Consider the following 11,309-nt stretch of genomic DNA (forward strand, 5'->3'; position numbering starts at 1 on the left):
CGTTATCCTCACGGGTCTCCGGCTACTGCCTACTGCCTACTGCTTACTTGAGAGGAGAGCACATGGCGACGCTGAACATGACGAAGGGGCTGATTCCGTTGCCGCCGGTGCCGCGGCGGGTGACGGGCTCACGGGTGCGGGCGTGGGGGCGACCGCCGGCATCGGCATGTCCGCCGAAGGAACGCTGCCCGCCAACCCAGCCAATCCCGCCAGTCCTGCCGTCGCCGAAACACCCGCCGCCACGACAGCGGCCAGCATGACGGGGACCGCCAGCGGCGCCAGCTGGACGAAGGGCCACACGAGCATCAACGTGTGGAAGATCGCCCAGGCGAGAGCGGTCGCAAGAACCGGCGACATTCGCGGGATCTGCATCAGCATTGAGCTGACCGCATTGGCGAATGGCACCGCGGGAATGGGCCACCCGTTGGGGTAGAGCACTTTGCCGAGTGGCCAAGCGAAATTCTGCGTGTAGTCGTGCAGCCAGGCCGCAAGCTGGTCTTGCCACGACGCCGTCGTGCTGGCCTGCTGCGCGGTGGCCGAGGCATCCGCGCTGTCGAGGTGCGCACCGGACTGCGCGGCCGGGGCCATGGCGGCGGTGTGTGTTGGCGCGACCGTGGCCTCGCCGCCGGGAACGACGATCTGCGGCGCCGGTGCGGTTACCGGCACCGACGCGAGCGCAGATCCGGCCACCACTTGGTAGGTGCTCATCGTCTCGGCGGCCTGCACCCACATTCGTAGGTAGTCGGCCTCGTTCAGCGCGATCGGGATGGTGTTGATGCCAAAAAAGTTGGTGGCCACCAGCAGTGCATGAATGGCGTGATTGGCAGCAAGTTCGCCCAGGGTCGGCATTGTCGCCAGCGCGGACGTGTAGGCGCCGGCCGCTGTCTGGTGCATGGTCGCCGCGACTGTGCTCTTCGCGGCGCTGTCGACCAGCCAGGCCAAGTAGGGGCCGTGGGCGGCGACATACTGCTCGGCGGTGGGCCCCTGCCAGGCGCCGGCCTGCACCGCCGCCAGTAAGGCGGTGAGTTCGTCTGCGGCCAAGGCGTATTCAGTGCTCAGCGACGACCATGCACTGGCGGCGGCCAGCAAGGCTTCGGGGCCTGGGCCGCTGTTCAGCAAGGCCGAGTGCACTTCGGGCGGCAACGCCATCCACACCGGCGCCGTCATGACCCGCTAACCAACCGTCGCACCGACACGAAAGCCCTCCCAGGATTGTGGCGTCGAATACCGTCGAACACCTAAGTTGTCGCGGCCCGCCGCGGTTTGGTTCCCAGCCCGTTTGCGCCAGCCCAGGAATGCGCGAGGATGCAGGGATGCGGTGTGAAGTGGCGCGGGAAGCGCTGTCTGCCCGACTGGACGGCGAATCTCATGAGGTACCGGAGCAGCGCGTCGACGCCCACCTGGGATCGTGCCCCGATTGCCGTGCCTGGTTGATCGGAGTGGCCGTGCAGACTCGCCGGCTGGCCGCAGCCGATGTGGGCCACGGCCCAGATCTCGTCGACAAGATCATGGCGAACGCCGCAGTCGCGCCGACAGCACCACATCGCCGCTGGCTGCACGGGCTGACGTCGGACTACCGACGGTGGGCGCTGATTGCGGTGGGGCTGTTGCAGGTCGCGGTGGCGTTAGCGCAAATCGCCGGCGTCGATTTCGGGATGGTGTCGACCTCCGGCCATGGGGCGGCGACCGGCATGCATTTGTTGCATGAGTCCACCGCGTGGTTGCTGGCCTTGGGTGTGGCGATGATTGCCGCCGGGATATGGACCGCCGCCGCGGCGGGCGTGGCCGCGATCGCCGGTGCATTCGCGGCGGCGCTGCTGGGTTATGTCGCAGTTGACGCCTACGACGGCGAGGTCACCGGGGCGCGTATCGCCAGTCACTTGCCGCTGCTGGCCGGTGTGGTTTGCGCGTGGCTGGTGGCGCGGGAACGTGCCGGGACGAACACGCCCCGCGCAGCCGACGCAGCAGTCGACGAGCCCGTGCCGACAGTCCCCGTTGCCCGCGGCCGACGGCGCGCACATCTGTGGCCCATCAACCGGTCGGCGGCCTAGCGACAGGCAATCTACGACAATCCGTCGTAGCACATGTGGGCCCGGTTTAAGGTGAGGGACGATGACTGCGCGCAGCGACGACGAGGCCGTCACCGCACTCGCCTTGGCAGCTGCGCGCGGAAACTCGCGGGCGCTCGAAACGTTCATCAAAGCCACCCAGCAGGACGTCTGGCGGTTCGTCGCCTACCTGTCCGATGCAAGCTGCGCCGACGACCTCACCCAGGAAACCTTCCTGCGGGCGATCGGGGCGATCCAGCGTTTCTCGGGACGCTCACCCGCCCGCACGTGGCTACTGGCCATCGCGCGTCGCGTCGTCGCCGACCATCTCCGTCACGCTCGGTCCCGGCCACGCACCGCACCCGGTGCCGACCCCGAACGTCTGCTTCACCGCGACCGCCCGACCCGAGGATTCGAAGACCTGGTCGAGGTGACGACGATGATCGCCGCTTTATCCGCCGAACAACGAGAAGCGCTGCTGCTCACCCAGTTGCTCGGCTTGTCCTACGCGGACGCCGCGGTGGTGTGCGGCTGCCCGGTCGGCACGATCCGCTCCCGCGTCGCGCGCGCCCGCGATGCACTGCTGGCCGCCCTCGAACGCGACGACCTGACCGGATAGCACGCCGAGCGCGCTGTCAGTAGCGGTAGTGGTCGGCCTTGTAGGGGCCGTCGACGTCGACGCCGATGTATTCGGCCTGCTCTTTGGTGAGCTTGGTCAGATGTCCGCCGAGCGCGCTGACGTGGATGCGGGCCACCTTTTCGTCGAGGTGCTTGGGCAGCCGGTACACCTCGTTGTCGTATTCGTCGTTTTTCGTCCACAGTTCGATCTGGGCGATCACTTGGTTGGAGAAGCTGTTGCTCATCACGAACGACGGGTGGCCGGTGGCGTTGCCGAGGTTGAGCAGCCGCCCCTCGGACAGCACGATGATCGACTTGCCGGTGTCGGGGAACGTCCACAGGTCGACCTGCGGCTTGATGTTCGTTTTCCGGGCCCCGGAGCGCTCCAGCGCGGCCATCTGGATTTCGTTGTCGAAATGGCCGATGTTGCCCAGGATCGCCTTGTCCTTCATCGCCCGCATGTGCTCGAGCGTGATGATGTCCTTGTTGCCGGTGGCGGTGACGACGATGTCGGCCTCGCCGATGACGTCCTCGACCGTCTTGACGTCATAACCCTCCATCAGCGCCTGCAGCGCGTTGATCGGGTCGATCTCGGTGACGGTGACCCGCGCACCCTGGCCGGCCATCGATTCCGCGCAGCCCTTGCCGACGTCACCGTAGCCGCAGATCAGCACCTTCTTGCCGCCGATCAGCACGTCGGTGCCGCGGTTGATGCCGTCGATCAGCGAATGGCGACAGCCGTATTTGTTGTCGAACTTGCTCTTGGTGACCGAGTCGTTGACGTTGATCGCGGGAAACGCCAGATCGCCCGCCGCGGCGTATTGGTAGAGCCGCAGCACGCCGGTGGTGGTCTCTTCGGTGACGCCCTGGACCGACTCCGCGATCTTCGTCCACTTGGTCTTGTCGGTCTCGAATCGCGTGCGCAGCAGGTTCAAGAACACCTTGTGTTCGGTCGAGTCGTCCTCTTCGGCTGGCGGCACCACACCGGCCTTCTCGTACTGCATGCCACGCAGCACCAGCATCGTGGCGTCCCCGCCGTCGTCGAGGATCATGTTCGCGGGCTCACCCGGCCAGGTCAGCGCCTGCTCGCAGGCCCACCAGTACTCCTCGAGCGTCTCGCCTTTCCACGCGAACACCGAGGTGCCCTTGGGCTCCTCCGGGGTACCGTGCGGGCCGACGACCACCGCCGCCGCGGCGTGGTCCTGGGTGGAGAAGATGTTGCACGACGCCCACCGGACCTCGGCACCAAGCGCGGTCAACGTCTCGATCAGCACCGCGGTCTGCACGGTCATGTGCAGCGATCCCGAGATGCGGGCGGCTTTGAGCGGCTGCACTTCGGCGTACTCACGCCGCAACGACATCAAGCCAGGCATCTCGTGCTCGGCGAGCTCGATCTCCTTGCGGCCGAAGTCCGCCAACGACAGGTCGGCGACCTTGTATTCGATGCCGTTGCGAACGTCGGTGCTCAGCGCGTTTTCGGTGGTCGTCATGGTGTGCACCCAATCCTCGTCGATTCAACTAGTTAGCTTGCATATACATTAGTCGTGATCCGGCGCCGCCATCATGCCGGGTCAGTGCGCTTCTATGACGCCATACCGTTCGGCGACCGGGGTGAACAACCGCGCCAGATCCGCGGCCACATCGTGGTCGGCCTCCGGCGGCATCGAGACGTAACTGATCGCCAGCCGCACGATGGCCCGAGCGAGTATGCCCGCGTCATCCGCGCTGACCTTGACCCAACTGTTGATGAACGACGACGTCAGCCGGTCCGAGCAGTGCGTGATGATGGGACCGCTGTCGGTGGTGATCAGCTGCAGCAGATCCGGTTTGGCAACGCCGGTCAGCAGCGAGATCACCAGCGGGTCGGCCGCCGACTCGGTAAAGAATGCGCGAAAGCCTTCCAAGAACGCGGCGTCGATGTCGCCGACGTTGTCGTAGATCGCCGCCTCGACCAGGTCGACCAGTCGATCCGCCAACCGCAGGGCATATCCCTGCGCAAGGCCCTGGCGCGAGCCGAACTCGTTGTAAATGGTCTGCCGGCTGATGCCCGCGGCGCGGGCCACGTCGGCCAGCGTGATGGCCGACCAGTCGCGGGTCAGCAACAGTTCCCGCATCGCGTCGAGTACCGAATCGCGCAACAGGGCCCGCGACGCCTCAGCGTACGGGACCCGTTTCACATGCGCGAGGTTAGCGCTTAATACTGCGCCGCTCCTTCTCATCGCTTCGTCCCCGTCGCCGGCGCGTCACGAACGAGCGACCTCCACCATCTCGAAGTCCGACTTGGCCGCGCCGCAGTCCGGGCAGCTCCAGTCGTCGGGGATGTCGTCCCAGCGGGTGCCGGGTGCGATGCCGTCTTCCGGCCAGCCCAGCGCCTCGTCGTATTCGAAGCCGCATTGGACACACACGAATAGCTTGTAGTCAGTCATCGGGTTGCTCCTATCTGTTCGAAGTCGATCTTTTCCCGTACTCCGCAGTCCGGGCAGCACCAGTCGTCGGGAACCTCATCCCATGGCGTGCCGGCCGGAAAGCCTTCCCGCTCAGCGCCTTTGGCTTCGTCGTAGACGTAGGCGCAGACCGGGCAGCGGTAGGCGGCCATCATGCCGCCGCCCCATAACGGGCCAGCAGGTGCCGCCGCCGGCGCGGATGGACGTTGGCGCGGGTGATGTCGCCGTCGTAGTGGGCCATTACCCGGTGGTCCATGACCTTGCGCCACAGCGGCGGGAAATAGGTCAGCGCGATCATCGACGCGTAACCGCTGGGCAGGCTGGGCGCGTCGGCAAAGCTGCGCAGCGTCTGGTAACGCCGCGTCGGGTTGGCGTGGTGATCGCTGTGCCGCTGCAGGTGATACAGGAACAAGTTGGTCACGATGTGGTCGGAGTTCCAGCTGTGCTGCGGTGTGCAGCGCTCGTAGCGGCCCTGGGAGCGGCCACTGCCGGTCTTTTGCCGCAGCAGCCCGTAGTGCTCAAGGTAGTTCACCGATTCCAGCAGCGAAAAGCCGAACACCGCCTGGATGATGACGAACGGGATCAGCGCCGGGCCGAAAACCGCGGTCAGCAAGCCCCACAACACGACCGACATCAGCCAGGCGTTGAGCACGTCGTTCGACAGACGCCATGGGCTTTTGTCCAGCCGCCGCAGCCGCTGGGCCTCCAGTCGCCACGCCGAGCGCAGGCTGCCAAATACACTGCGCGGCAAGAACTCCCAGAACGTCTCACCGAATCGGGATGACGCCGGGTCCTCTGGCGTGGCCACCCGCACATGGTGGCCACGATTGTGCTCGATGTAGAAGTGCCCGTAGCAGGACTGGGCCAGCGTGATCTTGGACAGCCAGCGTTCCAGCGACTCCTTCTTGTGGCCCATCTCGTGCGCGGTGTTGATCCCGACGCCACCGAGCGTGCCCACCGACAGCGCCAGGCCGATCTTGGCCGGCCAGCTGAGCGACCCCTCGAAGCCCAGCCAGCTCAGGTCCGACGCGGTGAACAGGTACGCGCCGAGGATGACGCTGGCGTATTGGAACGGGATGTAGGCGTAGGTGCAGTAGCGGTAGTAGCGGTCGTTTTCCAGCCGCTCCATGACTTCGTCAGGTGGGTTTTGTCCATCGGGGCCAAAGCGCAGGTCCAGTACGGGCAACACGAGGTACAGCAGAATCGGCCCGATCCAGAACAACACTTGGGAGGCGGTCCGCCAGCCGGCCTGGTTCATGGCCCACACGATCGGCAGGACGATCAGCAGCGCTGTCGGCGCGATCAGGCCGAGCAGCCACAAGTAGCGCTTCTTGTCTTGCCACACCACCACGTCGGCATCGGCGTGGTTGGCCACTTCACCGGCCATATTGCCCAACCTCCTCGCGAATCAGAACACGTTGAGATTGGACAATACGGCGGTTTGCGTCTTGTGTCTAGACACGAGACCGTAATTTGTAAAACTAAGCGGCTACGGCGCCGCGGTCGTCGGTTCGGCTTCCGGGCTGGCGTCGCTGCTCGGCGGCCGGTTGGCCAGCACCGAGTGCCCTCGGCCGTAACCGACGTAGATGGCGATGCCGACCACCATCCAGACCGCGAACCGAACCCAGGTCAACGCGGTGAGGTTGAACATCAGCCACAGGCACGCGCACACCGACATGATCGGCAGGAGCGGCGACCACGGAACACGGAAACCCCGCCGCAAGTCAGGACGGGTTCGGCGCAGCGCCACGATCCCTGCCGACACCAAGACGAACGCGAACAACGTTCCGACGTTGACCATCTCCTCGAGCTTGGCCATCGGAAACACCGAGGCCGCCACCGCAACCAGCACAGCGACCAGCACCGTGATCCGGACCGGAGTGCCGCGTCGGCTTGTCGCAGCCAGCGGGCGCGGCAACAACCCGTCCCGGGACATCGCGAACAACACCCGGCACTGGCCGAGCATCAGCACCATCACCACCGTCGTCAGCCCTGCCAACGCCCCAATCGAGATGATGTGGGAGGCCCAGCGCACTCCGTTTGCGGTGAAGGCGGTGGCCAGGTTCGCGTGCCGGCCGGTGGGGGTGTCCCGCAGTTCGGTGTATCGAACCATCCCGGACAGCACCACTGAGACCGCAACGTAAAGGACGGTGACGATGCCCAGCGTGGCCAGGATGCCGCGCGGGACATCGCGGTGCGGATCTTTCGTCTCCTCGGCCATGGTGGCCACGATGTCGAACCCGATGAACGCGAAGAACACAATCGATGCGCCGGCCAACACGCCATACCAGCCGTAATGGCTGGTATGCGCGCCAGTCACCAGCGACAACACCGATTGGTCGACGCCGGTTCCACCGTGCGCGGTTTCGGGCGGGGGGATAAACGGCGAGTAGTTGGCGCTCTTGATGTAAAAGGCGCCGACGATCACGACCAGCACCACCACCGAGATCTTGATTGCGGTGACGACGGCGGAAAAGTGCGACGACAACTTGGTGCCCAGTGCCAGCAGCGTCGCCACCAGCGCGATGATCACCAGGGCGCCCCAGTCGAGGCTGTAAGAAGCGAAAGCCACTGTCTCCTTGGCGAATCCGAACACTGTCCCGAAATAGCTGGACCAGCCCTTGGCCACTACGGCCGCGCCGATGGCCAACTCAAGCACCAGATTCCAGCCGATGACCCAGGCCAGGAATTCACCGAACGTGGCGTAGGAGAAGGTGTACGCGCTGCCCGCCACGGGCAGCATCGAGGCGAATTCGGCGTAGCACAACGCTGCCAGCCCGCAGGTGGCCGCCGCAATCAAAAACGATATCCAGATGGCCGGGCCAGTGATGTTGCCGGCGGTCGACGCGGTCACCGTGAAGATGCCCGCGCCGATCACTACCGACACGCCGAACACCACGAGATCCCACCAGGACAGGCTCTTGCGCAGTTGGGTGCTCGATTCGTCGGTGTCGGCGATCGACTGTTCGATTGACTTGGTGCGCCATCCACCGGCCATGAACCGGGACAGTACCGAGTACTCTCCGGGCATGCGCGGCGAAACCACGCAGCGAAACGGCGGGAAAACAGCGATCGTCATCGGGGCCAGCATCGCGGGGTTGTGTGCGGCGCGGGTGCTCTCGGATGTCTACGAGCGGGTGACAGTTTTCGAACGCGACAACCTGCCGGGCGCCCCGGCCAACCGTAGCGCGGTCCCGCAGGGACGACATCTGCACTTGCTGATGGCCCGCGGCGCCCAGGAGTTGGAAAGCTTGTTCCCCGGTCTGCTCGCAGACATGGTCGCCGCGGGGGTGCCCATGCTGGAGAACCGGCCGGATTGCATCTACTTCGGTGCCGCCGGGCACGTACTGGGGACGGGGCACACGCTGCGTGAAGAGTTCACCGCCTATGTGCCGAGTCGGCCACATTTGGAGTGGCAGATCCGGCGCCGGGTCAGCGGCATCGCCAATGTCGAGATCCAGAAGCGCTCGGTCGTCGAGCCACGTTTTGACGTCGACGCGCGGCGAGTGACCGGGGTGCTGCTGGATTCGGCCCCTGAAGGCGAATTCGTCCCCGCTGGTCTCGTAGTGGACGCGACCGGCCGCGGTAGCAGGCTGCCGGTCTGGTTGTCGCAGTGGGGTTTCCAGCAGCCCCGCGAGGAAGTGGTCGATGTGGGCATCGGCTACGCGTCACACCAGTTCCGCATGCCCGAGGGCGTGATTCGGGAACGGGTTGTGGTTTGCGGGGCGTCTCGTCAGCAGCCGCTGGGGTTGGGCATGCTGGCCTACGAGGACGGCATCTGGATTCTGACTACCTTCGGCGTCGCCAAAGTTCAACCGCCACAAATGTTTTCCGAGATGCGTGTGCTTGCCGAGAAACTGCTGCCCGCACACTTCACCGCCGCGCTCGAGCAGGCCGAACCGATTGGGGAGGTGGCGTTCCACCGCTTCCCGACCAGCAAGTGGCGTCGCTACGACAAACTGGACCGCTTTCCGGCAGGGATCGTGCCGCTCGGCGATGCGGTGGCCAGCTTGGATCCCACGTTCGGCCAGGGGATGACGATGACCTCGCTGCAGGCCGGTCATCTGCGACGCGCGCTCGCTTCTGGCCCGGGCGGCGACTTGGCGCGCGAACTGAACCGCGCCACCGCCAAAACGACCTACCCGGTGTGGTTGATGAACGCTATCGGGGATCTCACCTTCCACCACGCCGGCGGCCCGGCACCGTGGTGGTATCACCCCGTGGGTGAGTTGTTCGACCAGTTCCTTGGCGCCGCAGAGACTGATCCCGTTCTGGCCGAATGGTTTTTGCGCAGGTTCTCGCTGCTCGACAGCCTCTACATGGTTCCCTCGCCAGCGCTGATCGCCCGGGCCGTCCGCCACAACCTGCGTCTGTGGCTGGCCGAGCGCCGACAGCTGTGGCGGGAGCGGCGCAGCGCGGACGTCCGTTAATTCACAGGCCCACGGTGGCCCGGAACAGCTTGCTCGGCTCACGCGCGATCAGCCTGATCGGCCCGTCGTCAGCAGCCACCCACGCCGCCATGCCGCGGTTGAGCGTCAGCGCCCGGGATTTCCCGTGCACGGTCGTCGAACCTTCGATGGACAACAAGATTTGGGGACCGTCATGGCGCGACGGCGCGTCGACCTCATGGCACAGGTGTTCGCCGTCGAGCGTCAGCACCGAGGCCGCGAACTCGGCTGCCGGGGTGTCGTAGATGAGCTCGAGTCCGTCGCGGTGAACCGGCGCCCGCAGCTGCGCCTCGGTGGTCGGGCTGAAGTCCAGCACCCGCAGCAATTCCGGCACATCGACGTGCTTGGGCGTCAGCCCACCGCGCAACACGTTGTCCGAGTTGGCCATTACCTCCACCGCGACACCGCGCAGATAGGTATGCAGATTGCCGGCCGACAGGAAGATCGCCTCACCGGGAGAAAGGCTGATGCGGTTGAGCAGTAGAGCTGCCAGTACACCGGCATCGCCCGGATACTGTTCGCCGAGCTCCAAGACAGTCTTGGCTTCCGCGGCGAATTCCGTTGTCCCGGAAGTGAGGTAATGGATCGCACCTTCGATCACCGCAGGTACCAACACGTCGATGTCGGGCTGCGGCGCAGTAATCCAGGTGGTGAACAATGCCCGCAAACCGTCGGCATCGGTTTGGTCGTTGAGCAATTCGATGTAGGGGTCTAAGTCCGAGACCGCCAACGCGCGCAGCAACTCGATGGTCCGGCCCACCGGACGGAACCCGGCCAGCGCCTCGAAAGGCTGCAGCGCCACGAGCAACTCGGGCTTATGACGGTTGTCGCGATAGTTGCGGATCGGTGAGGAGACCGGAATACCGAGCCGCTCTTCGCGTAGGTAACCCTCGATCGCCTGCTCGGCACTCGGATGGGCTTGCAGCGACAGCGGCTCGTCGGCGGCCAGCACCTTGACCAAGAACGGCAACGCATCACCGAACCGGGCGCGGGCCGCCGAACCAAGTTGGCCGTCCGGATCGGCGACCAGCGCGTCCAACAGTGAACTCTCGCCGTCGTCGGTTTCGAGCCAGGCCGGATCGGCCGGATGTGCGCCGAGCCAGAGTTCGGCCTCAGGGTGGGCAGCCGGCACGGGCCGGCCGGTGAATTCGGCGATAGCGGTCCGCGATCCCCAGGCATACGTCCGTATCGCCCCGCGTAGCAGTTCCACCGTCTTTATATCCCCGTTTATCCGCGCACCAGTCGCATGTAAACAGCAGCCATCTCCAGCCGGACAGCCAATATTGCCAGTTGCTGCTCGACGCCGAGCCCAGTTGCCGCGCCGGCGGACGCCTCCTGCAGGTCCGGCACATCCTCAGCGGTGACAAGGTCGACGTCGAACCCGCCTACTCGGGCCGCGACCACCGTCCGCTCGGCAGCCAGGGTCAGCGCTAAAACCCGCAGCCGCTCGGGAAGCGGTCCGTCGATTTGTTCGTCGTGGAAAAGGGCGTCCGGGGCATGGGGGGACCCTGCGTGCAGCGCCGCTACCGCGTCGGGAAGCCCGGTGGCGGCGACCACCTGGTGGGCGATGCGCAGCAGGACCGAAGACCCGTGGCGGGCCAGGGCCAACGTGGCAGCGCAGTCACCGGCGAGCGCGACGCGGTGACCGGACATGCGCTCGGCAAGCGCTTTGCCGGGGTTGGTGAACACTTCGCGGGCAGCGCTGTTGCGCAGTGCTTCGCTGTCGCGTTCGTCCGCCATCCGTCCCAGGT

General features: G+C 65.6%; 10 protein-coding genes and 2 pseudogenes. 3 read left to right on the forward strand and 9 right to left on the reverse strand.

The window, feature by feature from the left end; translation table 11 throughout:
• Window positions 1-57 precede the first annotated feature (57 nt).
• Window positions 58-1,167: pseudogene (locus ACFE99_RS16545) on the reverse strand (PPE family protein); the annotation flags it as partial.
• 146 nt (window positions 1,168-1,313) lie between these two features.
• Here ACFE99_RS16545 and ACFE99_RS16550 point away from each other — a divergent pair.
• Both ACFE99_RS16550 and sigC read left to right on the forward strand, forming a co-directional pair.
• Window positions 1,314-2,051: a DUF2275 domain-containing protein gene (locus ACFE99_RS16550; protein ID WP_375487148.1), complete on the forward strand. Its 738-nt coding sequence runs from the start codon at window positions 1,314-1,316 to the stop codon at window positions 2,049-2,051.
• A 61-nt stretch (window positions 2,052-2,112) separates the two neighbouring features.
• On the forward strand, window positions 2,113-2,667 hold the full coding sequence (gene sigC / locus ACFE99_RS16555; RefSeq protein WP_375487150.1) for an RNA polymerase sigma factor SigC: 555 nt from the start codon (window positions 2,113-2,115) through the stop codon (window positions 2,665-2,667).
• Between the two features lie 16 nt (window positions 2,668-2,683).
• Here sigC and ahcY read toward each other — a convergent pair whose 3' ends face one another.
• From ahcY to ACFE99_RS16585, 6 genes are all read right to left on the reverse strand, one after another.
• Entirely contained in the window at window positions 2,684-4,156 is a 1,473-nt protein-coding gene (gene ahcY / locus ACFE99_RS16560) for an adenosylhomocysteinase (RefSeq protein WP_375487152.1), read from the reverse strand.
• Between the two features lie 81 nt (window positions 4,157-4,237).
• Window positions 4,238-4,885, reverse strand: coding sequence for a TetR family transcriptional regulator (locus ACFE99_RS16565; RefSeq protein ID WP_375487154.1), 648 nt, complete (start codon window positions 4,883-4,885; stop codon window positions 4,238-4,240).
• 24 nt (window positions 4,886-4,909) lie between these two features.
• Window positions 4,910-5,092, reverse strand: a complete 183-nt coding sequence (locus tag ACFE99_RS16570) for a rubredoxin (RefSeq protein ID WP_083086388.1) — start codon at window positions 5,090-5,092, stop codon at window positions 4,910-4,912.
• Entirely contained in the window at window positions 5,089-5,262 is a 174-nt protein-coding gene (locus ACFE99_RS16575; RefSeq protein ID WP_375487161.1) for a rubredoxin, read from the reverse strand. Before ACFE99_RS16575 ends, ACFE99_RS16570 begins: the two co-directional genes overlap by 4 nt.
• Complete coding sequence (locus ACFE99_RS16580; RefSeq protein ID WP_375487157.1) at window positions 5,262-6,497, reverse strand: alkane 1-monooxygenase; 1,236 nt, start codon at window positions 6,495-6,497, stop codon at window positions 5,262-5,264. The genes ACFE99_RS16575 and ACFE99_RS16580 overlap by 1 nt, the downstream gene beginning before the upstream one ends.
• 102 nt (window positions 6,498-6,599) lie before the next feature.
• On the reverse strand, window positions 6,600-8,108 hold the full coding sequence (locus ACFE99_RS16585; protein ID WP_375487163.1) for an amino acid permease: 1,509 nt from the start codon (window positions 8,106-8,108) through the stop codon (window positions 6,600-6,602).
• Between the two features lie 73 nt (window positions 8,109-8,181).
• On the opposite strand from ACFE99_RS16585, the gene ACFE99_RS16590 reads away from it, so the two are divergent.
• Entirely contained in the window at window positions 8,182-9,540 is a 1,359-nt protein-coding gene (locus tag ACFE99_RS16590; protein ID WP_375487165.1) for an FAD-dependent oxidoreductase, read from the forward strand.
• Between the two features lies 1 nt (window position 9,541).
• Here the strand turns inward: ACFE99_RS16590 and manA are convergent, their stop codons facing one another.
• Together manA and ACFE99_RS16600 are read right to left on the reverse strand one after the other, a co-directional pair.
• The gene (gene manA / locus ACFE99_RS16595) at window positions 9,542-10,768 is read right to left on the reverse strand and encodes a mannose-6-phosphate isomerase, class I (RefSeq protein ID WP_375487159.1); all 1,227 of its coding nucleotides are present in this window, start codon (window positions 10,766-10,768) and stop codon (window positions 9,542-9,544) included.
• 17 nt (window positions 10,769-10,785) lie between these two features.
• A pseudogene (locus ACFE99_RS16600) lies at window positions 10,786-11,309 on the reverse strand (TobH protein); the annotation flags it as partial.

This window comes from uncultured Mycobacterium sp., assembly GCF_964249325.1.
Classification (GTDB): domain Bacteria; phylum Actinomycetota; class Actinomycetes; order Mycobacteriales; family Mycobacteriaceae; genus Mycobacterium.

Bases quoted from the DNA above. Each gene is read 5' to 3' on its own strand.
- ACFE99_RS16550 (WP_375487148.1), top strand. From the start codon at position 1,314: ATGCGGTGTGAAGTGGCGCGGGAAGCGCTGTCTGCCCGACTGGACGGC.
- sigC (WP_375487150.1), top strand. From the start codon at position 2,113: ATGACTGCGCGCAGCGACGACGAGGCCGTCACCGCACTCGCCTTGGCA.
- ahcY (WP_375487152.1), bottom strand. From the start codon at position 4,156: ATGACGACCACCGAAAACGCGCTGAGCACCGACGTTCGCAACGGCATC.
- ACFE99_RS16565 (WP_375487154.1), bottom strand. From the start codon at position 4,885: ATGAGAAGGAGCGGCGCAGTATTAAGCGCTAACCTCGCGCATGTGAAA.
- ACFE99_RS16570 (WP_083086388.1), bottom strand. From the start codon at position 5,092: ATGACTGACTACAAGCTATTCGTGTGTGTCCAATGCGGCTTCGAATAC.
- ACFE99_RS16575 (WP_375487161.1), bottom strand. From the start codon at position 5,262: ATGGCCGCCTACCGCTGCCCGGTCTGCGCCTACGTCTACGACGAAGCC.
- ACFE99_RS16580 (WP_375487157.1), bottom strand. From the start codon at position 6,497: ATGGCCGGTGAAGTGGCCAACCACGCCGATGCCGACGTGGTGGTGTGG.
- ACFE99_RS16585 (WP_375487163.1), bottom strand. From the start codon at position 8,108: ATGGCCGGTGGATGGCGCACCAAGTCAATCGAACAGTCGATCGCCGAC.